General features: G+C 70.3%; 14 protein-coding genes. 11 read left to right on the forward strand and 3 right to left on the reverse strand.

What is annotated here, in order from left to right; all coding sequences use genetic code 11:
* Window positions 1-139 precede the first annotated feature (139 nt).
* Window positions 140-2,956 carry a serine/threonine-protein kinase gene (locus NKJ47_RS04150; protein WP_254460273.1) on the reverse strand — a complete coding sequence of 939 codons (2,817 nt, stop codon included), beginning with the start codon at window positions 2,954-2,956 and terminating at the stop codon, window positions 140-142.
* The gene (locus tag NKJ47_RS04155; RefSeq protein ID WP_254460274.1) at window positions 2,949-3,560 is read right to left on the reverse strand and encodes an ECF-type sigma factor; all 612 of its coding nucleotides are present in this window, start codon (window positions 3,558-3,560) and stop codon (window positions 2,949-2,951) included. The genes NKJ47_RS04150 and NKJ47_RS04155 overlap by 8 nt, the downstream gene beginning before the upstream one ends.
* 362 nt (window positions 3,561-3,922) lie before the next feature.
* Here NKJ47_RS04155 and NKJ47_RS04160 point away from each other — a divergent pair, with 362 nt between their 5' ends.
* From NKJ47_RS04160 to NKJ47_RS04210, 11 genes are all read left to right on the forward strand, one after another.
* On the forward strand, window positions 3,923-4,345 hold the full coding sequence (locus NKJ47_RS04160) for a transposase (protein WP_254460275.1): 423 nt from the start codon (window positions 3,923-3,925) through the stop codon (window positions 4,343-4,345).
* Window positions 4,346-4,517: 172 nt separating this feature from the next.
* On the forward strand, window positions 4,518-5,021 hold the full coding sequence (locus NKJ47_RS04165) for a hypothetical protein (RefSeq protein WP_254460276.1): 504 nt from the start codon (window positions 4,518-4,520) through the stop codon (window positions 5,019-5,021).
* Between the two features lie 9 nt (window positions 5,022-5,030).
* Window positions 5,031-6,713 (forward strand): hypothetical protein, encoded by a 1,683-nt coding sequence (locus NKJ47_RS04170; RefSeq protein WP_254460277.1) that lies wholly within the window; start codon window positions 5,031-5,033, stop codon window positions 6,711-6,713.
* Between the two features lie 5 nt (window positions 6,714-6,718).
* Window positions 6,719-7,219, forward strand: coding sequence for a Rab family GTPase (locus tag NKJ47_RS04175; RefSeq protein ID WP_254460278.1), 501 nt, complete (start codon window positions 6,719-6,721; stop codon window positions 7,217-7,219).
* Window positions 7,216-8,676 (forward strand): sensor histidine kinase, encoded by a 1,461-nt coding sequence (locus tag NKJ47_RS04180; RefSeq protein WP_254460279.1) that lies wholly within the window; start codon window positions 7,216-7,218, stop codon window positions 8,674-8,676. Before NKJ47_RS04175 ends, NKJ47_RS04180 begins: the two co-directional genes overlap by 4 nt.
* Window positions 8,673-9,554 carry a LysR family transcriptional regulator gene (locus NKJ47_RS04185; RefSeq protein ID WP_254460280.1) on the forward strand — a complete coding sequence of 294 codons (882 nt, stop codon included), beginning with the start codon at window positions 8,673-8,675 and terminating at the stop codon, window positions 9,552-9,554. Before NKJ47_RS04180 ends, NKJ47_RS04185 begins: the two co-directional genes overlap by 4 nt.
* Before the next feature lie 26 nt (window positions 9,555-9,580).
* Complete coding sequence (locus NKJ47_RS04190; protein ID WP_254460281.1) at window positions 9,581-9,865, forward strand: hypothetical protein; 285 nt, start codon at window positions 9,581-9,583, stop codon at window positions 9,863-9,865.
* A gap of 312 nt (window positions 9,866-10,177) precedes the next feature.
* Window positions 10,178-10,879: an aquaporin Z gene (gene aqpZ / locus NKJ47_RS04195; protein ID WP_254460282.1), complete on the forward strand. Its 702-nt coding sequence runs from the start codon at window positions 10,178-10,180 to the stop codon at window positions 10,877-10,879.
* A 607-nt stretch (window positions 10,880-11,486) separates the two neighbouring features.
* Entirely contained in the window at window positions 11,487-14,750 is a 3,264-nt protein-coding gene (locus tag NKJ47_RS04200) for a hypothetical protein (protein ID WP_254460283.1), read from the forward strand.
* Window positions 14,751-14,806: 56 nt separating this feature from the next.
* A complete protein-coding gene (locus NKJ47_RS04205; protein WP_254460284.1) occupies window positions 14,807-15,847 on the forward strand; it encodes an OmpA family protein in 1,041 nt (346 codons plus the stop codon).
* A 107-nt stretch (window positions 15,848-15,954) separates the two neighbouring features.
* Entirely contained in the window at window positions 15,955-21,630 is a 5,676-nt protein-coding gene (locus tag NKJ47_RS04210) for an SdrD B-like domain-containing protein (RefSeq protein WP_254460285.1), read from the forward strand.
* A 148-nt stretch (window positions 21,631-21,778) separates the two neighbouring features.
* Here the strand turns inward: NKJ47_RS04210 and NKJ47_RS04215 are convergent, their stop codons facing one another.
* Window positions 21,779-23,065 (reverse strand): AGE family epimerase/isomerase, encoded by a 1,287-nt coding sequence (locus tag NKJ47_RS04215; RefSeq protein ID WP_254460286.1) that lies wholly within the window; start codon window positions 23,063-23,065, stop codon window positions 21,779-21,781.
* Between the last annotated feature and the right edge of the window lie 49 nt (window positions 23,066-23,114).

A 23,114-nucleotide genomic window follows, 5' to 3' on the forward strand; every position in this document is an offset into this window, starting at 1 on the left:
TGGGGTGTGCGCGAGATCCGTGGGAGCCGCTTCAGTCGCGATGGCGGTGTGATCGCCGATAGCGACGGTCGGCCTGCGCGCCGTCATTGCGTCGTGACGTGCAGGCAGGGGCACGGCAGCCTGGCGTTGCCGGCCCGCCTCAGCCCGCCGCGGCGAGTTTCCGCTTCACCGCGACCAGGGTGTTGTCGCGGGGGCCGTAGATGCGCGATCCCAGCGCTAGCGCGCGCTGCCAGTAGCGCCGGGCCTGGCCTGTGCGGCCGCCGCGCTGGGCGATGTCGCCGAGCCCGTCCAGCGCGCCGAAGGCGTTCATCGTGCGCATGTACGACGCTTGTGCCGGATCGCCCATGCCGTCGACCAGCGCCTGGAACACGCGCTCGGCGTCGCCGTCGCGGTTGAGCTGAACGTACAACAGGCCGAGCGAATACTGGGTCTGCGACAGATAGCTGTGCTGGCGGCCCAGATAGGTCACGATTTCATGATCGGCCAGCAACAGTTGCTGCTCGGCCTCCTGCGGATGCTCGCTGATCACCAGGCCGAACGCGTAGGTGAGGCGGATGGCCGGCATCGGCAGGCGTTGCCGCGTGCCTTCGGCGATGACCTCCCGGAACAGGGCCAATGCCTCGTCGTCGTACGCCTTGCGCTGCTCAGGCACGTACTGCCCGAAGTAGATCAACTCGCCGGCCAGATTGCTCTTGGCCTTGAGCGTGAGTTCGTGGTGCGGGCCGTGCGCCCGGAGGTGGATGCGCAGGGCCTCGCGCGCCTGGCCGATGGCGCCGGCCAGGTCGCCGGTGCCGGTCCGTGCGTAGGAGGAAAATCGCAATGCCTCGGCCATGTCGGGATGGTCGTCGCCGACGCTGGCATGGAAGATGGCGCGCGCCTTGTCGGTGTAGACCAGCGCTTGCTTGAGATCGGACAGATAGATCAGCGATTCGGCGTAGGACACCAGCGCGCGCGCGGTCTGCGGATGCTTCTCGCCATACATGCGCCGCCGGCTGGCCAGCAGCGTGACGGCCAGGGCATGCGCTTCGCTGGGCCGGTCCAGCAGGCCGAGCGTGCGCACCAGGAAGTGCCGTGCATCGTCGGCGGTGGCCGGAGCCAGCGGCTGGCTCAGGGCGATGGCGTGCTGCAGATCCTGCTCTGCCTCCGCCATCCGGTACTTCTGCAGACGCCAGTAACCGCGCAGGGTCAGCAAATCGGCGCGCAACACGGTGTTGTCGGCGCCGCCGTTCGGCAACTGCGCCAGCGCCTGCTCGAGCAAGGCAGTGGCCTGGTCCTGGTCGGCCTGGCCCCAGCGCGCGCGGGCGCGCGCGGCGATCAGCGTGGCGCGCAGGCGCAAGCGCTCGGCATCCTGCTCGACGGTGTCGTCGACCTGCTGCAGGCCGTGCAGCGCGGTCTGTTCGGCGCGCGCGTAATCGGCCTGCTGGTTCTGCAGGCTGGCCAGGATCGCGGCGATGCGCGCATCGTCCGGCCGCAGCGCGACCGCTTCGGCGGCCAGCCTCGCCGCATGCGCCGTGTTGCCGATGACGTCGTAGCTGCGCGCCAGCGCGGCCAGGCCGAGCGCGCGGCTGGTGGGGGTGTGCGGAAATGCCGGATCGCGCAGGCGCCCTTCGGTCTCGGCGAGCAGGCGTTGCGGGGTCAGCGGCGTTTCGCCGAGACCGGACAGCGTGGTGCTGCCGAGCGTGCGTTCGAACAGGCGGTCCAGGGCGGCGACCGAGCGCAGTTCCTGGCGTGCGCGCTGCAACTGCAGGGCCGCCATGCCGCCGCCGATCAAGAGCGCCGCCACGGCGATGCTGCACAGGGTCGCCGCCAGCGCATTCCTGCGCAGGAACAGCCGGATGCGGTGTGGACGGCTGGTGGGCGCGGCTGTCACCGGGCGATGTGCCAGCCAGCGTTGCAGGTCCGCCTGCAGGTCTTCGACGCTGGGATAGCGTTGTTCGGGCGCGATCGCCACGCAACGCAAGGCGATCCCGTCGAGATCGGCACCGATCGCCGCGGCGAGCGCGCGCGGATGGGACAGGCCGCGGGCCTGTGCGCTGGCCGCATCGGTGCCGGCGGCCAAGGCGCTGGGACGGCGTGGCTGCGGTGCTGCGGCCAGCGCCGCGCCCCCCAGCGGCGCCGGCGGCAGCGGACCGCTGCCGCACAGCAGTCGGTACAGCACGACGCCCAGCGCGTAGATATCCAGCGTGCGGGCTGGCCGCGCATCGCGCAGCGCTTCCGGAGCGGCGTAGCCGTGGCTGATGGCGATGAGCTTGCGGTCCGATTGCAGGCGGCGCGCCAGACCGAAATCGAGCAGGCGCGGACGCCCGTCCTCGGCGACCAGCAGGTTCGATGGCTTGATGTCCTGGTGCACGATGCCCAGGCGGTGCGCATACGCGACGGCATCGCACACCTGCAACAGCAGGCGTACTCGCTCGCGTGGGGACAGCCGGTGCGCATCGCACCACTGGTCGATCGGTTGCCCGTCGACCTTCTGCATGGCGAACCAGGGATGGCCGTCGCGGTCGATGCCGCCATCGAGCAAGGCCGCGATGCCGGGATGGTCCAGTTGCGCCACCGTGTCGCGCTCGTGGCGCAAGGCATCGGCCACCGCCGGCGAGACCGCGGCGATGCGCAGGCATTTCAGGGCGACGGTCTGCGTGTAATGACCATCGCTGCGTCTCGCTTCGTAGACAGTGCCCATGCCGCCTTCGCCGAGCACCTGCACGATGCGCCACGGGCCGAGGTGCGTCTGCAGGCGTCGATCCGGCTCGATCTCGGCAGCAGCGCCGGCAAGCGCCGTCGGTAGCGGCAGGTCCAGCGGCGAACTGGCGGCGTCGGCGTCCAGCAAGCCGTCGAGCACGGCGGCCAGCGCCGGGTGCGCGGTCCGCAGGCGCTGCAGCGCCGTGGCGCGCCGTGTCGGCGGCAGCGCTACGAACGTGTCGAACAGCTTCAGTGCCTCGGCGTGCAGGTCATGCACCGGCGGAGGTTCCGGTCGCCGCGGGGCCATCCAGTTGGCAGGCCAGGAAGGCGCGGGCCTTGCGCCAGTCGCGCCGTACCGTGCGCACGTTGCGCTGCAGCAGATCGGCGACCTCGGTTTCGCTCAGGCCGCCGAAGTAACGCAACTCCACCACCTTGACCAGACGCGGGTCGAGCGCTTCCAGCGCTTCCAGCGCCTGCTGCAGCGCAAGCATGTACTCGGCGGACTGCGCCGCCTCGGCGGCATCGTGTTGCGCCTCGAGCGGGACCAGGACGACGCCTTGGCCGCGCTTGTCGGTCAGCTTGCGCCGCGCTTCGTCCACCAGCACGAAACGCATGGCGCGGGCCAGCAGCGCCAGCAGATGCGGTCGGGTCGCCGCGGCCACCTCGGCGTTGACCAGGCGCAGCCAGGTCTCGCTGACCAGCGAGGTCGGCGACATTCCCAGGTCGCGTTGCTGCCGCGCCTGCGACCGCGCGATGCGGCGCAGGTCCTGGTAGAGCAGCGTGTAGATCCGGTCCCAGGCGTGCGCCTGGCCTGCCTGGGCCGCGTGCAGGAGGTCGGTGATCGAGTCGTCCGGTGGCTCGTGAGCGGAACGCGCATGCATGTGTTGATGCCCCCTGAAGCCTGCACTTAAAGCAACGTGAATTTATTCACACGATGCAATGTCCTCATTGTGACATCAAGCACGAATCCATTGAAAAGAGGCAACCGTATCCGACGCTGTGTCGGCGGTTGCCTGGAGGCATGGCAGTCGGCGAGGACGCGAATGGATGAAGCACATGTATGCGAGGACAGCGGCGGCGAACCCCTGCGGCACAGCATGTGTCCTGCTGTCCCGAGGCACGGCGGAGGTGGGCAAGCTGCGGTGCGAAATGGGGCCGTTGTTGCTCCGGATGGCGAGCGCGGCACATGAGTCGCTGTCCACCGTTGTCTACCACTGCCACTGCCACTGCGTCGCCCGGCGACATGCGCGACTTGCGCGCGCAATGGGACTGTACGCGCCGTCTGGGAGACGAGGAGTGGACGCAGATCGCCGCCAGCCTGCCGGGCCGGCTCGGCAGCCGCGCGCGCAACGCGACCGAGACGCGGCGTTTCGTCGAGTCCGTGTTGTGGGTCGCCGCGACCGGCGCGCGCTGGACCTGCGTGCCGGCAGCGGCGTTCGGCCCCTGGCATGGCGTCTATGTGCGGTTCGCGCGCTGGGCACAGCGGGACGCGTGGCGACACGTGGTCGGCGCATTGCAGGATCCGGCGTTGCGTACGGCGCTTGCCGCACTGGTTGCCGCCTATCTCGACGAACGTTGCAGGCGCGAGGTGTTGCAGCGCCTGGAGGACGCGGCGCCGGCGCTGCAGGATCCGAGCGATCCGTTGCCGCGCCATGGCGTGGCCTGAGCGCGCTGTCGCGTTCGTCCTGCCCGCGCTCCGATGTCCCCCGCCATTACCGCCATCCCGAGAGCCACCCATGATGCCCGATCGTGCCGAGCCCGCCGCTTCCGCCGAGGATCTGCCGCCGCCGTCGGCCACACGCGCTGATCCGCCATCGTCCGTCTCCGCCGATCCGCGCATGGAGCAGCTGCGCGAGTTGATGTTCGGCAGCGTGGTGCGCGACTTCGATGCGCGTCTGCAGGAACTGCGGCACTACGTGCAGCAGGAGCTGTCCGCACTGGCGCAGCGCAGCGACAGGCAATTGCAGGAGCTGGAGGCCCGGGTACTGGAGCAGGCCGAGCGCATGCAGGCGCAACTGCACCAGGAGGCCGACAACCGCGCCAACGCGATCGACGATGTACAGGCGCGTTGGCAGCAGGCGTCGCGCACGCAGCGGACCGAGATCAACGCGGCACTGCAGCGGCATGAGCACGATGCCCAGGCGGCCGATGCCAGGCACCGGGCGGCGCTGGCCGACCAGCGCCAGGCCCAGCACGAGGCGGTCGCCGGCGTGCGCCAGGCGCTTGCCGACGCGCACGGCGCGCTGCAGGCGCAGAAACTGGCCAGGCACGATCTTGCCGACCTGCTCGCCGAACTGGCGCTGCGCCTGCGCGATCCGGGGGCGGCGCTCGGCGAAGGCTGAGTGCGGCATATGCACGACGATTACCAGCGCCTCCGCGAGCTGTTGCTGCAGCCCGAGTGGGAGCGCTTGCGGCGCCTGGACACGCGGCTGGCGCAGCTCGCCGACCTGTTGGCCGAGGAACTGGAACGCGATGCGGCTGCGCCGACCGCGCCATCGCGGCTGCGCGAGGCGCTGTCGGCACTGAGTGGCGAGGCGCTCGACGCGGCGGTGCGGCAACGGCCGCAATCGGTGGTGGCGGCCTTGTATCCGGTGATCGGGGCGACCATCCGTCGCGCCCTGGTCGAGGCGATGCGCCAGGTCGGCGAGGATCTGGATCGGGCGCTGGGCGCTCCGCTGAGTCCGCGCACCCTGTGGTGGCGCTGGCTGGCCTTGCGTGGCGGCGTGCCGTATGCGCAGATCGTCCTGCGCCATAGTGCGCACTATCGGGTCGAGCATCTGTTCCTGATCCAGCGCGGCAACGGCCTGTTGCTCGGCTATCTGGGCGCCGACGGCGCCCGCGCGCTGGATGCCGACGCCGTGGCCGGCATGTTCAGCGCGATCCACCAGTTCGTGCGCGATGCGGTCGCCGGCGACGACGGCATCGGCTCGGCCACGGTGGGCGAGTATCGTCTGGCGGTCAGCGAGTCGCCGTGGTGCTGGCTGGTCGCGTTCGTGCGCGGCGTGCCGCCAAGCGGATTCGTCCAGCGCCTGGATGCGATCAGCGAAGTACTGCATCGCCGCCACGGGGCGGCGCTGGGAGATGCGGCACAGGCCGGGCAGGCCGGCGCCGGCTATCTGCAGTCGGTTTCGCTGGCGACGCTGAACCCCGGGGTCCCGGGCTGGCAGTCGCCGCGCGCCCGGCGCCAGCGCCGCTACGTGTATGCGACGCTGGCGGCGCTGGTCCTGGCCATCGGCGTGCACGCGGGGCTGGCCGCGCGCTGGTCGGCCCGGGAGCAGCGCGTGCATGACGCGCTGGCCCACTGGCCGGGGCTGTCGCTTTCCGGCTGGGACGCGTCGCGGCGCGGGCAGGTGCGCATCGCCGGGTTGCTGGATCCGTTCGCCGACGATCCCACCGCGTGGTTGGCGCGTGTCCACCCGCAGGTGACGGCGCAATGGCGGCTGCAGCCGTTCCTGTCGCTGGAACCATTGCCCTTGCGCCGTCGCATGGCGCGTAGCCTGGGGCTGCCGCTGGCCATGGTGCATGGCCCGGACGCCGACGGCAGCCTGCGCCTGGTCGGCGAAGTCGGCTTCGCCGATTGGCAGCGGCTGCGCGCGCAGCCCTCGCCGTTGCCCGGCCTGCGGCTGGAGACCGAGCGGCTGACCTACCCGGGGCGCGAGCGCATCGCGGCACTCATCGCGCAGATGCAGGCCATCCAGATCGCCTTCGAACCCGGAACGACGCAGCCGCGCGGCGACATGCAGGCAGCGTTGGGCGCGCTGATCGAGTGCCTGCGCGCGTTGCAGGAGGTGGGAGCCGCGCATGCGATCGGCTTCCATCTGGCGGCGCGCGGCTTTACCGACGATCCGGGCGGCTATGCGCAGAACCGCGACCTGCGCCGGCGCCGCGCCGAGTGGCTGGCGACGCGCCTGATGCACGAACTGCGGCCACCGAACACGCTCGCGCTGGACGAGGACGCGCTCGCCACGCTGCCTCACCGCGGCAGCGCCCGCGCCACCTCTCTCATCGTCACTCCCTTTGCGGTATCGCCATGATCTCCATGTCCAGAAAGATCAGCCTGTTGGGCAATTTCGCCGTCGGCAAGACCAGCCTGGTGGCGCGTGCGGTGCGTAACACCTTCTCGGATCACTACCTGACCACCGTGGGGGTCAAGGTCGACAGCAAGACGCTCGTGCGCTCGTCGGAGCACGAGCTGCGCTTGGTGCTGTGGGACATCGCCGGGGCGAGCCTGATCGATCAGCTCCGTGGCCACTACCTGAGCGGTAGCCACGGACTGTTGCTGGTTGCCGATGGCACCCGCGCGCACACGCTGGCCACGGTGCTGGAACTGCGCGAACAGGCCGAGCGCACGGTGGGCCGGTCGTTGCCGGCCGTGCTGGTGCTCAACAAGTGCGACATGGCCGATCAATGGGACGTGACGCCGGCGCACGTGCGCCATCTGGCCCAGCAGTTGCCGACCTTCAGCGCCAGCGCCCGTTCCGGCGACGGCGTCGAAGAGGCGTTCGCCGCGCTCGCCGCGCAACTCGAGCATTCGCCGTGAAGCGGCGCCGTCGGTCCGCCACGGTGGTGGCGCAGCAGCCGGTCGTGGTGAGCTTCGATGCCAGCGGCGAGGTCGAGGACATCGTCGGCGACCTGACCCAACTGCTTGGCGATACCGAGCCGGAGGCGGCGACCATCCAGCGCCTGCGCGACCTGCTGGTCGGCTGCGATGCGTTGCCGGTCACGCTGCCCGGCGTGGAACTGAGCGCCGACCGCTACGTGGATGTGCACATCGTGGAGGAAGGCGATGCGCTGCGGCACATGGTGCTGCTCGGCAACAGCGACGGCATGCTGGCCTTGCGCGCGTACCAGCAACGCGGCAACGAGGCGGCGCTGGCGCAGGAACGGCAGCTGCGGATGCTGGGACGAACGCCGCCGCGCGATGCGCGCAGCCAGCGCGCGCTCGAACCGTTCCGCCGCACCGGCAACCTGTTCGCGGGAATCGCCTATGCCATGCGGGCGCCGCTGGCCGCGCTCTCGGCGCATGCCAAGGTGCTGGCGCGGCAGTTCGACGCGGTGCCGGGCGCATCCGCGTCGGTGGCGGCCATCCAGCAGGCGGCGGTGCAGCTGGATGCGTTGTCGCGCAACGCGCTGGTCGGGCTGGGCCGGCTGTCGGCCGACAGCGACGGACGCGGCGCGGTGCGGTTGCCGCAACTGGCGGCGTGGTTGCAGGACACCTTCGCCCTGCAGGCGCGCGAGGCGGGGGTGCAGTTGCAGCTGCGGGTCAGCCGCGGGCCGGAGGCGGTGCTGGTCGACCCGCTGGCGCTGCGCCAGATCCTGATCAACCTGTTGGCGCACGCACTCGATGGATTGCGCGGCGAGCGGCTGGCGCTGGATCTCAAGGCGAGCGCACGCTGTCTGGAGATGGAACTGGTGTGCGAGCCGGACGGCTTTGCCGCCGAGCACTTCGGGCCGCTGGTCACCACCGACGACCTGCTGCTGCATCATGCCGAAGGCAGCCTGGGCCTTGCGGTGAGCCAGACGTTGTTGCGGCAGCTGCGTGCGCAGGTCGAACTGGTCCGGCGCCAGGACGGCGGTTGCGATCTGTGGTGTCGCATGCCGGTGCGGGCCGACCAGGCGCTGGCGCCGTCGCCAAGCCCGCTCGGGGTGACCGGCGATGTGCTGGTGGCATTGCCGCGGGACGCGTTGGCCGAGCGCATCGACGCGATGCTGGCCGCACGCGGCAGGCGCACGATCGATCTGCAACGGCAGCGCGCCTGCGACGGGCCGCTGGCCCTGGCGATCGCCGCTGCCGGCGACGACGGTGCGTCGGTGATGGCGCTGCGCGGGCGCCTGGGCATCAGCGCGGAAACGGTCCTGTTGCTGATCGGCGATGCCGCCTGGGGCGACACCGACAGCGGGTTCTGCGTGCAGCTCGGGGCCGACGCCAGCGATGCCACCCTCGCCGCCGTGCTCGACGACCTGCTCGCCGCCGAGATGCTGGACCAGCGCGCATGATCGAGATCGCCGACCTGCGCGCGCTGGTGGCGGTGGTGGAAACGGCCAGTTTCACCGAAGCCGCGCGGCGCCTGCAGACCGCCAAGTCGGTGGTCAGCCGGCGCATCAGCGAGATCGAGCGCAAGCTCGGCGCGCCGTTGCTGGACCGCAGTGCGCGCAGCGTCCGCGCCACCGAGGTCGGTGCGGTGTACTACGCCAAGTGCGTGCGCTTGCTGGAGGCGTTCACCGCGGCCAACGAGTTCGTCGCCAACACGCAGGGCCAGGTCAATGGCCGTTTGCGCCTGGCCGTGCCGCGGACGTTCGACGAGCGCCGGGTCGGCGTGTTGCTGAGTCGCTTTGCCCTGGCGTATCCGGATGTGCTGCTGCATGTGGAGTACGAGACGCCGTCCGGCAACGAGGCGCATTTCGATGTGGCCTTGCGCCTGGGCGAACTGGAAGATTCGAGCCTGGTCGCGCGCCAGATCGCACAGGTCGGTTACGCGCTGTACGCAAGCCCGGAGTACCTGCAGCAACGCGGCGTGCCGACGCAGCCGCAGGAGCTGGAGGCGCACGACGCACTGATCGAAGGCGGCGACGCGCGTGCCTGGCGCTACCTTGCCGATGGCAAGTGGCATGCGTTTCGCGTCAACGAACGCATGCGCAGCGATTCGCTGCGGCACCTGCTGGCCGCGGCCGAGTCCGGCCTCGGCATCGTCGCCGCGCCGCGCTTCCTTGTCGCCGATGCGGTGGCCGCGCAGCGCTTGCGCCAGGTCCTGGACGACACGGCGCTGCCGGCCTTCGCGCTGTCTGCGGTGTATCCGGGCAACCGCAGGAATTCGCAGAAGATCCAGCGTTTCATCGCGTTCCTGGTCGAGAGCGCTCCGCAGCTTTACGCGTGACCGGTTGTGGGTGCGCGAACGCTAGGTTGTCGCCGAAGCCGTGGCTGTGGATGGTCTCGGCGCGGATGCTGCGTGTCATCCCGTCCGCCGCTGCGGCGGACCGATGGCGCAAGGAGGAAACGATGGACGCGAGTGGCGATCGCCTGGATCCGACGTCGCATGCAGCGCGGGCCGAACATGTGGTTGCGACGGCCTACGGGCGGATCACCCTGGTGGTGGAAAGCCACGGCGCGGCGATGGCGAAAGCCCTGGCAGTGCTGTCCGGTGCGGCCATCGAACAGGTGCTGCAGACCTATTTTCCCGAGGTATAGCGGTGCGACCGAGCGCACGTGCGCGGCGCGGCGGCGTGCGCGCAGCGGCAACCATTGGTTGCTGTTCTGGCGGTTTGCGCACGTCCTTGCCGGGGCGACCCTAGATCGCAGGCGACTGCCGCCGGTGGCGCGGGACGCGCCGCAGGACGGCAGCGTGGAGACGCAGGATGCAGCCCACTGCCATCGTCGGCGAAGGAGTGCCGGCGATGGCAACGCCATGGAGTCCGCACGCGTGCCGAGGCCGGGATCGCGCAATCGCCGTCCGCCTCGCGTCGCGCGATTCGACATGACACCTTCATCTGGGAAACGGCAATGTTCAGGAGACTCCTCGCCGAAGCGGTCGGCACGTTCTGGCTGGTAATGGGCGGCTGCGGTGCGGCGATACTGGCTGGCGGCAGCATCGGCAACGTCGGCGTTGCGCTGGCATTCGGCTTCAGCGTGCTCACGGGGCTCTATGCGCTTGGGCATCTGTCCGGGGGCCATTTCAATCCGGCGGTGAGCCTGGGGCTGTGGGCGGGCGGGCGCTTCCCATTGCGACGGGTGCCGGCCTACGTGCTGGCGCAACTGGTCGGCGGCGTCCTGGCCGCGGCCTTGCTGTATCTGGTCCACCATGGCTCGGTGGCGGAAGCGTTCCAGGCCACGTCCCCCGCTGCGTTCGCCAGCAATGGGTATGGCGATCTGTCGCCGGACGGCTATGGCATGGTGCCTGCCTTCGTGCTGGAGACGGTGCTCACGGCGGTATTCGTCGGCGTGATCATGGGCGCCACCCGGCCGGGCGCGGTGCCAGCGGCAGCCCCGGTGGCGATCGGGCTGTGCCTTGCGCTGATCCATCTTGTCAGCATTCCGGTCACCAATACCTCGGTCAACCCCGCGCGCTCCACCGCCACGGCGCTGTTCGCCGGCGACGGCGCACTGCGGCAACTCTGGCTGTTCTGGGCGGCGCCGTTGCTCGGCGGCGTGCTCGGCGGCTTGGTCGCGCGCTGTCTGGTGCAGGCGTCGCCCGAGCGGAGGTGACGGCGCGCGCGTGATCCAGGCAGGGCGGCGTTGCATTGCGCTGCAGGCGCGATGCGATGCGTTGACCGTCCGCCGCGTCGAACCGATGACGCGAGCCGCCACGTTCGTTCTCCGAAATGCGTGGGCTCGCGCCAGGCCGGGTGCTGTTGCCGAGCGCAGCACCCGTTGTCCGATCCAGGGCGCGGGATGGTTAACACGAAACATGGTTGGGTCGCGTTGCGCGATCGAGAACGTGTGGTTGCGCAAATGCGGACGTCGCTGCCTCCGATAGGCGAAAGAATCACCACACGCCAGCCGTCGCCGATGTGCGCTGCGGCATCGCAGCGGCATGCGAGCGTTGGCCGATCTTCATGCGGCAGGAAATCTGCTTGCGTCGGCCTAGGGGCGAGCGTCTTTTTCTTTTTCTGTGACGTCACCTGTCGCGCAGCGCGCGGCGGGCAGCGGTTTGCGAGGCAGGGACGACATGACTATGGCAACAACGACTCTCCGCACGCGCAGGCAGACATCGGTCCTGACGCTTGCGATCGCGTCAGCGCTCGGTCTCGGTGCGGCCTGCACGCCGGCGCGCGCGCTCCCATTGGAGTCGCCGCCGCCCGCACCGTTCGACATGCGCGGCAGTGGCGTCGATCGCCTCACCGTGGAGGTGGAGCGCGATGGCCTGCCGGCCGACGGGCAGACTCCGGCGAAGCTGAAGATCCGCGTGTTCGACCGGCAAGGCCGGCCGCTGCAGGCCGATACCATGGTCACCGTCGAGGCGTCCGCCGGGCGCCTGCAACTGCCCGGCGCCGACAGCGACGAGGCCGGCCTGGCACCGCGCGACGCCGACCGGGTAACGCCGGGCATGCAGGTCGCCGTGCACCAGGGCGAGGCCGAGGTGTGGCTGCTGGCGCCGGTGCAGGCGCAGTCGGTGGACGTGCAGGTCAGCGCCGGCGCGGCCGTGGCCAAGGGGCGGATCGCGTTCCTGCCCGAGTTGCGCGAGATGCTCGCGGTCGGCCTGGTCGACGGCATCGTCAGCTTCGATCGCAAGAATCCGTTCTCCCTGCAGCAGGCGCGTCCGGACGATGGATTCGAGGCGCGCATCGACAGCTGGTCGCGCAGCAGCGGCGACGGCAAGCGCAACGTCGCGCTGCGCAGCGCGTTCTTCCTCAAGGGCCAGGTCGCCGACGACACCTTGCTGACCCTGGCCTACGACAGCGACAAGCCCGGGACCGCGCGGCTGTTCCGCGATCTGGATCCGGAGCGTTGGTTCCCGGTCACCGGCGATGCGTCGATGGTCGGCTTCGAGGCGCGCAGCAACAGCCGCCTGTATCTGCGCCTGGACCGGCAGCGCAATTATCTGATGTACGGCGACATCGCCACCGGCGACGGCTTCAGCCAGCGCGCCGGGCAGGGCGAGGTGGCGAGCACCCAGGTCCGCGACCTGGGCCAATACACTCGCACTTTGACCGGCGTGCGCGGCCATCTGGAAGGCGCGCGCGGCAGCCTCGATGCGTTCGCTGCCGACGATCATCTGCGCCAAGTGGTCGAAGAGTTCCCGGGCCGCGGTCTGTCCGGTCCCTACACGGTCAGCAACAGCACCCACGCGGTGCTGGGCAGCGAGCAGGTGCAGATCGTGGTGCGCGACCGGTACGCGCCGTCGCGGATCCTGCAGACCACGCCGATGGTGCGCTTCAGCGACTACACCTTCGAGCCGTTCAGCGGCCGCATCCTGTTCACCAAGCCGGTGCCGTCGGTGGACGAATCGCTGAATCCGGTGTCGGTGCGCATCACCTACGAAGTCGACCAGGGCGGCGAAAACTACTGGGTGTACGGCCTCAACGGCCAGTACAAGGTCTTGCCGGCGCTGGAACTCGGCGGCAGCTACGTCAAGGACCAGAACCCGCTGGCGCCGTTCGAACTGGCCAGCGTCAACAGCACCGTGCATCTGGGCGAACGCACCTGGCTGCGCGGCGAGTACGCGCGGACCGAAAGCGCGCTGAACTCGGCCAGCGGCACCATCTACACCATCGATCCGTTCGCCGCTGCGGGCAGGACCGTCACCGGCGATGCCTGGCGCGCCGAGTTCGGCCATCGCGACCGGCGCAGCAACGTGCTGGCCTGGTACGGCCAAAGCGATGCCGATTTCAACAACCCGGCGTCTTCCTATCTTGGCGGACGTCGCCAGGCCGGACTCGATGCGCAGTTGGCGCTGGGCGGTGACCTCGACGGCGACGCGCGCAGCGCCTGGGGGCTGTACGCCAAAGGCAGCTGGATCTCCGACCGGATCAGCGCGGCCGAGCGCAGCCAGGCGCAGGCAGGGCTGCGCTATGCGCCCGCCGACACCTTCAGCCTGGAGATGGGGGCCAATCACGTCGACGAGCGCGCTGGCAGCGGCGGCCTCGGCAATGGCCTGAGCCTGCCAGGCAATCTGGGCGCGCCCTATGGCGTGGGACTGGTGACGCCGGGCATCGGCGGCGGGATCGGTGGTGGCTATGCCGGCGGCATGGCCAATGCGCTCAACCCCGGCAACGGACAGACGCTGTACAACACCGGTGCGGGCTGGAGCGGCAACTACGGCAGTTGGGTCGGCAACGGCCTGGCCGGGGTGCCGGTCGCGTACACCGCCTTGCGTGTGGCCACGCGATGGCGGCCGCTGCCCAGGGTCGATCTCAGCGGCGAAGTGGAGCAGGACGTGGCGCACAGCGCGCACCGGCGCGCGGCGCTGGGCGCCGGCTACCAGGTGCACGAACAGACCCGCCTGTATGCGCGCTACGAGTGGAACACCGGCTTGAGCACGGTCGCCACCAGCGAGAGCGTGATCGATCCGGCGACCGGGCAGCGCCGGCCCAGCCCCTACGACAGCAACGCCTTCGTGTTCGGCTTGGACACCCAGTACATGGAAGGCGGCACCGTCTTCAACGAGTACCGCATGTACGACAGCTTCGGCGCGCGCCAGGCGCAGTGGGCCAGCGGCGTGCGCAACCTGTGGCACCTGGGGCCGACGCTGACCTTGCAGACCGGCGCGGAGCGGCTGGAGGCGCTGCAGGGCCAGGTGCAGCGCGCCACCGCCGCGACCTTCGCGGTGGAGTGGCGTCCGGACGAGCTGTGGTTGCTCAACCAGCGCCTGGAATGGCGTCGGACCGGGGCCATGCCGACCCGCAGCGACAGCACGCTGCCCAGCCAGGGCTGGCTTGGTGGCGGCTACGACAGCTGGCTGTCGACCACGACCGCGGCGCGCAAGCTCAGCCGCGACTGGACCGTGCTGGCGCGCAACTACTACCTGCGCAACGACTACGACGACAGCCGCCAGAGCAGCGACGAGGATCGCTTCCAGTTCGGCATCGCCTACCGCGACACCGACCGCAACCGCTTCAACCTGCTGGGCAAATACGAGTACTGGACCCGCCGCGACGCGGATCTGTCGCAGTGGCTCGGGCAGGATCAGTTGCTCGCCCCCAGCGGCGGCTACGACAAGCACGTGGTCGCGGTGGTCGCCGACTGGCATCCGAACCGGGTGTGGTGGTGGACCGCGCGTGTGGCCGGCAAGCGCCAGAGCGACCGCATCGACGGCGGCCGCGACCGCTATACCGCCTACCTGCTCGGCGGACGCGGCACCTACGGGTTGAGCGAGCGCTGGGATGTCAGCGCGATGGCCTACCGCATGTGGAGCCCGGGCGGCGCCGTGCAGCACGCGCAGGGCCTGGAGGTCGGCTATCTGCTCACCGCCAACCTGTGGCTGTCGGCGGGCTGGAACTGGCGTGGTTTCCGCGACGACGACATGGTCGGCGCCGAGTACACCAACCAGGGCGGCTTCCTGCGCCTGCGCTTCAAGTTCGACGAAGACCTGTTCCGCGGCAAGGACCCGGCCGTCAATCCGGCGCTGCCGCGATGACGCCGTTTCCTCGCCGCTTTTCCCCTCTCCGCTGCCGCACCGAACCGGGCACCGCCATGAAGACTCGATCCATTTCCCTGCCGCATCACGTGCTGAGCGTGCTGATCGTCGCCGTGCTGGGCGCATGGACATTGCCCTGCGCCGCGGCCGAGGATGCCGTCGCGCTGCAGCCGTCGCCGCAACGCATCAGCGCACAGGCGATCCATGCCGACCATGACGCGTATCAGGCCACCCAGACGCGGATCAAGGCGCTCAACGACAAGGGCCTGCGGGTGGACGACTATGCGTTGTCCAAGGCGCAGTGCTGGCTGGATACCAGCTTCCACGAGTACACCCGCAACGATCGCGGCGGCTATCCGCAGGCGGCGCTGGACGCCTCGGTGCAATTGCTCGACGCGCTGGAGAACGGGCGCGATCCGGGCATGGACACGCCGTTGGTCAACGGCGCCGAAAAGCTGCGACCGGATCTGTGGGCCCGCTACGATGCGCTCAAGCGCAGCGCCGGCTTCCGCTGCGCCGCACAGGCCACCGCCTGCGCCGAAGTGGAACTGGTGCATGCCGGCAACGAGATCCACGACGGCGGCTGGCGCCATGCCAAGCCCTATCTGCAGATCGCCGAAGACTTGACCAGCCGGGCCGAGGCGCAGGCGGATGCCTGCCCCAACGCTGTGCCGGCGCAGACGCCGGCGCAGTCCGAGCGCTTCGATCTGAGCGCCGACGCCCTGTTCGCGTTCGATCGCGGCGACCTGGCCGGGTTGTTGCCGCAGGGCAGGCAGGCGCTCGACGCGTTGGTGCAACGACTGGACACGCAGTACGCGCAGATCGAGCGCATCCGCCTGGTCGGCCACAGCGATCGCCTCGGCCGTCCCGCCTACAACCAGCGGCTGTCGGAACAGCGCGCGTGGACCGTCAAGCAGTACCTGCAGCAGCACGGCATCGCCGCGCCAATCCAGGCCGACGGCGTCGGCGCGCGCGCGCCGACCGCGGCCACCGCGCAGTGCGTCGGCACCAGGGCCACGCCGGCGCTGACCCGTTGCCTGCAGCCCGATCGCCGGGTCTCGGTCGAGATCGTCGGCCGCCAGGGCGACGCGCGCTGATGCGCCGGTCGCGTCGTCTTCCTCCCGATGCTGGTGCGGCGCCGTGCCGCGCGGCGGCCACGCAGCGCGCGCCGGCACTCGCCCCTCCGCCTACCACGAGCACCGCCATGGCTTCCGTCGAACGCGCCCATTCGTCCCCGCCGTACCGCATGCCTGCGCCACGCGCGCTGCTGCGCTGGCTGGCAGCCAGCGGCTACGTGCGCACCGCGGCACGGCAACTGCTGTTGTTGAGCGTGCTGCTCCACGCGCTGCCGGCGTTGGCGGCGGTGACCGCCGGCACCGTGCGCACCGGCTCCGGCGCCGCCACCACCGGCTCGGCGCCGTACGACAGCCTGGATGCCGCCGGCAACAACGGCGACGTGCGCAGCAACGACACGGTGACCTATGCGTTGCAGTACTACACCGATGGCGGCGACAGCCAGGTCAGCATCACCTCGACGCTGCCGACCTGCGCCGCCGGCACCGCCGGCTGCAGCAGCGGCGATCGCATCGTCGCCTGGCAGGCGCTGCCGCCGCAGTGCAACGGCAACGGTAGCGGCATCAGCGCCGACGGCCTGACCCTGACCTGCGTGATCAACGGTCCGATGGACGCCGGCGCGCGCAGCATCCTGCCGGTGGCCATGGTGCTTGGCAACGCACCCAACGGTGCGGTGCTGAACCCGCCGACGACGAGCTTCACCAGCCCGCAGACTTCCACGCCGCCGACCACCAGTTATCTGGCCACCGACAGCGGCGAGCTGGTCGTCACGGTCCGCGCGCGCGGCGGCTACGACGTGGTCAAGCAGCCGCAGTCCAACGGCAGCCGCAACCGTTGGGTCTACACCAAGCTCAACGGCCAGGATGGCTGGGTGATGAGCTATGCCGCCGGCATCCGCGCCCCCAACGGCATCAAGGGTCTGGAACCGATCGACGGCGACGGCGTCGCCTGGAGCGACAACCTCAGCGACATCGAGGTGACCAGCAGCAACGATCCCAACGGCGCGGCCGCGCTGCAGAACGCGATCCGCACCCAGGGCGTGCTGTACAGCTGGCCGGGCGGCAACTGCATCCTCAACAACAGCAGCCAGGGCAGCAACGTCGGCCTGTTCGGCATGCCCAACGGCGGCACCGGCCGCACGCCCAACCAGCTGCGCGACAGCGGCACCTGTACCGCCACCCAGTCCGGGCCGGGTGCGCCGATCAGCGTCACCATCAAGGATGCGCCCTGGAGCGGAACCTACCTGGCCGACGATGGCACTTATTTCCCGCGGCAGGGCACCGAGTACAACGACCTGGCTCCCGGCGACAACTACGTCGCGGCGCGCGTGCTCAGCATCTGGATTCCGGCCAGCGGCTTCGATCCGATGATCGATCAGGCCAACGTCACCATCACCAACCGCTACAGCGGTGTACGCGGCCGGACCATCAGTGGACAGTCGCTGAGCGGCGACGACAGCGCCAACAATGCAGCCAGCCTGAACTTCACCAAGACCACCTCGATCGGAGGCGGCAAGCAGTACCTGGACATCGGCAGCAGCGGCTGGCACACCGCCGACGGCACCGTGCAGGACGGCTCCAACTTCGGCGCGGCGGTGGTTGCGCTCAATCCCAGCAGCACCCCGGTCCAGGGGCTGGTGCTGTGCGAGAAGCTGGACACCACCAAGTATCAGCTCACCAGCGCGGTGGCGCCGCTCGCCAGCGCCAACCCGCAGGGCTGGGCCGACGGCAACGTGGTGATCGAATACGGCACCGGCGGCCGCAACGGCGTCGGCGACGGGTGGGCCAGCCGCGACGATCAGGCCAACGGCACCTGCGGCAACGACCAGTCGCCGACCTGGTACAGCAGCTTCGCTGCGGTGCCGGGCGGTGCGGCGCGGATCACCAAGGTCCGCGCGCGGGTGCTGGTGCCGATGCCGGCCAGCGCACAGATCTTGCTGCAAGTGGCGCTGAAGGCGACCAGGACCGCCCCGGTCGCCGGCTATGGCGTCGCCGCCGGTCATGTGTGGGAGAACGGCACGGCCGTCTACAACTACGGCACCGTCGGCACCAGCAATGTGCCGGAGGGCAGTGCGCCCGACGCGCAGGGCATCCGCTGGGTGGGTCTCGGCGACGACAGCAGCCGCTTCATCACCAGCACGGCCTGGGGCGACGTGGTGACCCTGATCGCCGCGCGCGCCTCGATCAGCAAAGTCACGCTGACCCCGGCCAACAACGTCAACGCGGTGGTCGCCGGTCAGCAGGTGGAATACGAACTGCGTCCGGTGCTGAGTTCGTCCGGTACCACCCAGACCACGACCAGCCTGCAGGTGCGCGACGTGCTGCCGCCGGAAGCGCAGTACGTCAACGGCTCGGCGTCGCTGGCGCTGAGCAGCGTGCAGGCCAACACGCCGCAGTCCGGCTACACCACGTTGGTCTGGAACCTTCCCAGCGTCGCCACCGGCCAGAGCATCGCGCCGATCCGCTTCAAGGTCGATGTCGACGTGGCGTCGGCCAACGCCCGGGTCATGCCCAACTTCACCGTGGTCAGCAGCCCGCTCGACGCCGGGACCTGCCAGAACTCCGGCGGGGTCTACGACGCCATTCTCAACAGCGGGTACAGCATCGATTCGGCGACCGGCGCGGTCACCGGCACGCTGTGCCGCCTCGCCGCGCGCCGCGACCTCACCATCAGCAATCCCGGCGGCTTCCAGATCAGCAAGCGTGCCGACAACGACACGGTGGAGCCGAATCAGCCGATCGGCTACACGCTGCGCTGGATCAGCGTCGGCGGCGACGTGCAGAGCAGCGACCTGATCGACGTACTGCCGTATGCCGGCGATGCGCGCGGCAGCCAGGTCAGCGGCAGCACTGGCCTGGCCGCGCTGCTGGGCGCGATCAGCGGCGATGGCAGCCCTGCGTCGACGGTGTACTACAGCAGCGCGGCGCCGGGCAGCATCGACCACGACCCGGCGGCGCCCAGCAACGCGCTCAACGGCGGCAGCACGCGCTGGTGCACGCAGGCGCAGTTCGGCAGCGCCGGGTGCCCGGCATCGCCGGCGCAGGTCACCGCGGTGCGCGTGGTCAGCGCCGATGGCGTGCGCCAGCTCGACGGGCAGCTGCGCAGCGTGCGGGTGCTGCTGCAGCCGCAGGGCAACGCCGGCGGCGACGTGTACAGCAACGACTTCGCCATGCGCGGGGTCAGCGGCAACGTCCCGTTCACCCGGGCCGTGGTGGCACCGGCGGCGACCACGCGCGTGGTCGCCGGCGCGCTGTCGGGCAAGGTGTTCCGCGACGACAACGACAATGGCCAGTTCGATGGCAGCGATGCCGGCATCGGCGCCGTGCAGATCACGCTGGAAGGCTGCAGCAGCGGCCCCGACGGCAGCGTGCAGACTGCCAGCGTGCCGGCCAGCGGCGCCATCGCCTGCGCGGGCGACGATGTGTCGGTCAGCCGGGTGGTCAACACCGATGCGCAGGGCGACTACCTGTTCGCCAACGTCGCCAGCGGCCGCTATCGGCTGGTGGAGGCGCAGCCGGCCGGCTATGCCGACGGCAAGCGCCGCGTCGGCAGCCTCGGCGGCACCGCCAACGCGGTCGGCACGCTGCCGAGCGCGATCGGCGACATCCTGGTGCCGCGCCAGGGCACCGGCGTGGACTACGATTTCGCCGAACTGCTCACGCGCGCCACGCTGGTGCTGCGCAAGACCTCGCGCGGCGGCACCGGCAGTTTCGCCTTCACCCTCGGCAACACCGTGCAAGCCAGCGGCAGCGTCACCACCGGCGCCAGCGACAGCGCGGTGCAGGTGGACGGCGACACCGCCAGCGCCGGCGTCCAGGCGTTCGTGGTCTCGACGTTGGGGCGTGCGATCGCGATCACCGAAACCGCGGCGGCCGGCTGGCACCTGTCCAGCGCCGACAGCCGCTGCAGCGTCGGTGGCCGCGTGGTCGGCAGCCTGGACAGCGCGTCGCGTACCTATACGGTTCCGGCCGCGGAGGTGGTCGGTGGGGCGGAAATCGTCTGCGACTTGGTCAACGATCCCGACGCGCGGATCACCGTCGCCAAGTCCGCCGACCCGGCCAGCGGCAGCGAGGTCGCGCCGAACGACCGCATCGGCTACCGCCTGGCGGTGAACGTCACCGGCGCCGCGACCACCGCGCCGGTGGTGCTGACCGACACGCTGAGCGCGAAGTTGAACCTGGACACCGCCTCGATCGTCGCGCCGAACGGAGGCAGTTGCAGCGTGGCGGGGCAGGTCCTCAGCTGCACGCTGGCGGCGGGCACGAGCGCGGGCCGCTATGTCTTCGCCTACAGCGCCAAGGTCGCTGCCGACGCGACGGGCGCGGTCAGCAACGCGGTGGTTCCCAGCGGCCCCGACAATCCGGCCTGCGTCAATCCCGAGCAATGCCAGACCCAGCACCCGATCCGCGCCATCTTCACCGTCGCCAAGCGCGTGGTGGGCACGCCGCAACTGGTCGCCGGCACGGCCGACGAGTTCCACGTGCGCTATCGGCTGGACGTGGCCAATATCGGCGGCAGTGCCGGCGCGTATGCGCTCAGCGACAACCCGCAGTTCGATCCGGATGCGCGCATCCTCGGCGCCACCTCCACTCGCGGCAGCGAAAGCGCGGTGCCCCTGGACGGTGCGGGCGGATGGACCCTGGCCAGCAAGCGCACGCTGGCCGCCGGCGCCAGCGAGAGCTATCTGCTCGACGTGCACCTGAAGGTCGCCGCCGGCAGCAACCAGGACGACGATGCCTGCGTCGCCGGTACCGCCCAGCACGGCCTGTTCAACCTGGCCACGTTGTCCGCGCCGCAGGGAACGCTGCAGGACAATGCCTGCGTGGAGACCCCCAAGCCGGTGCTGGCCAGCCAGCTGTCGGTGGAGAAGATCGGCTCGACGCGCCAGGCCGAGATCGGCGACCTGGTCAGCTACACCGTGCGCGTGCGCAACAGCGGCGATGGCATCGCCCTGCGTCCGACGCTGGTGGACCGGCTGCCGGCCGGCTTCCGCCTGGTCGAGGGCAGCGTCCGCGTGCGCGGCGCCACCTTGCTGGCATTGCAGGGCGCACCCGGTCCGGTGCTGCGCATGGAGCTGGACCGCATCGATCCGGGCGCCGAGGTGATCCTGGCCTATCGCGTGCGCTTGGGCGTGGGCGCGATGCAGGGCGACGGCATCAACCACGCGCAGGCCGAGTGCCGCGCCCGCGCGCAGGGCCCCGGCCAGGTGTGCTCCAACGAGTCGCGCTGGAAGGTGGACGTCAGCGGCGGCGTGTTCGGCGAGGAAGGCTGCGTGGTCGGGCAGGTGTTCGTGGACTGCAACGGCAATTCGGTGAAGGACCCCGAGGAACTGGGCATTCCCGGTGCGCGCATGTACATGGAGGACGGCACCTACTTCATCGCCGATGCCGAGGGCAAGTACAGCTACTGCGGCGTGCGTCCGACCACCCACGTCATCAAGATCGATCCGCGCACCCTGCCGCGCGGCAGCCGCATGGTGACCAGCAGCCCCCGCAATGCCGCCGATGCCGGCAGCGTCTTCGTCGACATGAAGAACGGCGAGCTGCAACGCGCCGACTTCATCGAAGGCTCGTGCAGCAATCCGGTGATCGAACAGGTCAAGGCACGGCGCGCGCAGGGCGAGATCAGCAGCGTGCAGACCGAGGCCGGGCAACCGCCGCTGACCTTCGAGAGCAAGCCCGCGCCGCAGCGCGACCCGCTGCAGCAAGGCACGGATTCGGCCAACCAGCCGATCGAACAGGTGCGGCAGCGGCCGCAGGTGCAGGGCAAGGCCACGGACGCGCCGGCGGAGGATGGCGTGCACTGAAACAGGGGCCAACGAAAAACGCCTCGCTTCGGGCGAGGCGTGCACCGAAAACCCTGCCACCTGCGGAGGAGCGGCTTCAGCCGCGAGCGGACGTTCCCAGGAACGCCCCGTCGCGGCCGAAGCCGCCGCTACATCCGAGGGGGCTGCGTTACCCGAACGCGCGGCTGCCGCGCATCACCGCCAGCACGTCGTGGCAGGCGCCCATGGTGTGGTAGTCGGTCTTGCCGGCAGGGCTCTTCTCGTCGCTGTAGCTGCGGTTGTCGCGGCTGAGGATGCGGAACCAGGCGCCGTAGCGGTGGTCGACCAGATGCGCCCAGGAGTACGCCCAGAGCTTGTCGTAGGCGGCGCGGTAGCCGACATCGCCGGTGGCGGCCAGCAGCCGCGAGGCCGCGGCGATCGCTTCGGCCTGCACCCAGAAGTACTTGTCGTCGTCGCAGAAGTAGGTCGGCGCCGCGGCCACGTCCGGCACGCCGACCACCGGCGCGTCTTCCATGCCGGAAGCGAAACCGTAGACGATGCCGCCGTGCTGCGCGTCCCAGCCGTGCGCCAGGGCGGTGTCGAACAGGTGCCGCGCGGTCGGCAGCAGCCAGTCCGGCGCAGTGCCGGCGGCGGCCTGCAGGTGTCCGTGCAGCAGCACCAGCAGCTTGGACCATTCGACCTGGTGGCCGGGCTGGAAGCCCCACGGCCGGAACAGGTGCTTGGGGTTGTCGCGGTTGTAGTCCCAGTCCACCTGCCAGTTGGCGTCGTAGTGCTCCCACACCAGGCTACCGGCCAGCGCCGCCTGGCGGCGGGTGATGTGGTCGGCCAGCAGCAGCGCGCGCTGCAGGTAGCGCGGTTCGGCGCTGGCCTCGTAGGCGGCGATCAGGGCCTCGCACAGGTGCATGTTGGCGTTCTGCCCGCGGTAGCTGGAGAACGTCCACTCCGGGGTGGCCTCGTCGCGGTATAGGCCGGCGGCGGCGTCCCAGTAGCGGGTTTCCAGCAGTTGCCAGGTCTCGTCCATCCACGCGTCGGTGTCCAGGCCGGCCTTCTTCGCGGTGGCGTAGGCCAGCAGCACGAAGGCGGCGCCGTAGGCGTGCTGGGTGCGGTCCTCGGCCACGCCGTCGCGCAGGGTCCACACGTAGCCGCCGCTGGCGGTATCGCGGTGCACCTCGCGCAGGTAGCGCAGGCCGTGGCGCGCGGCGTCCAGGTATTCGGCGGCCAGCGCCGACTCGGCGAACTCGATCGCCGCCATCGCGTAGTTGAAGACGAAGCGGGTGCTGCTGACCAGGTGGCGATGGCCGGCGTCGTACACGCTGCCGTCGTCGCGGAAATAGTGGAAGAAGCCGCCCGCCGGGTCGATCGCGCGCGGGTGGTAGAAGGCCATGGTGTCGGCGATGTGCGCGCGCAGGACGGCGGCGTCGGCGAAGTCGGGCAGGGGCGTGGCGGGCAGGTTCATGCGGGTGATTGGCGAACGGAGTGAGGGTGGGGAAGGCAGCTGCGCGCGA

Source organism: Xanthomonas sacchari (assembly GCF_024266585.1).
Taxonomy (GTDB): Bacteria; Pseudomonadota; Gammaproteobacteria; order Xanthomonadales; family Xanthomonadaceae; genus Xanthomonas_A; species Xanthomonas_A sacchari_C.

Excerpts from the sequence above, each read along its gene's own strand:
- NKJ47_RS04205 (WP_254460284.1), top strand. The coding sequence starts at position 14,807 with ATGAAGACTCGATCCATTTCCCTGCCGCATCACGTGCTGAGCGTGCTG.
- NKJ47_RS04185 (WP_254460280.1), top strand. The coding sequence starts at position 8,673 with ATGATCGAGATCGCCGACCTGCGCGCGCTGGTGGCGGTGGTGGAAACG.
- NKJ47_RS04160 (WP_254460275.1), top strand. The coding sequence starts at position 3,923 with ATGCGCGACTTGCGCGCGCAATGGGACTGTACGCGCCGTCTGGGAGAC.
- NKJ47_RS04215 (WP_254460286.1), bottom strand. The coding sequence starts at position 23,065 with ATGAACCTGCCCGCCACGCCCCTGCCCGACTTCGCCGACGCCGCCGTC.
- NKJ47_RS04200 (WP_254460283.1), top strand. The coding sequence starts at position 11,487 with ATGCGCGGCAGTGGCGTCGATCGCCTCACCGTGGAGGTGGAGCGCGAT.
- NKJ47_RS04175 (WP_254460278.1), top strand. The coding sequence starts at position 6,719 with ATGTCCAGAAAGATCAGCCTGTTGGGCAATTTCGCCGTCGGCAAGACC.
- NKJ47_RS04210 (WP_254460285.1), top strand. The coding sequence starts at position 15,955 with ATGGCTTCCGTCGAACGCGCCCATTCGTCCCCGCCGTACCGCATGCCT.
- NKJ47_RS04155 (WP_254460274.1), bottom strand. The coding sequence starts at position 3,560 with ATGCATGCGCGTTCCGCTCACGAGCCACCGGACGACTCGATCACCGAC.
- NKJ47_RS04170 (WP_254460277.1), top strand. The coding sequence starts at position 5,031 with ATGCACGACGATTACCAGCGCCTCCGCGAGCTGTTGCTGCAGCCCGAG.
- aqpZ (WP_254460282.1), top strand. The coding sequence starts at position 10,178 with ATGTTCAGGAGACTCCTCGCCGAAGCGGTCGGCACGTTCTGGCTGGTA.
- NKJ47_RS04165 (WP_254460276.1), top strand. The coding sequence starts at position 4,518 with ATGGAGCAGCTGCGCGAGTTGATGTTCGGCAGCGTGGTGCGCGACTTC.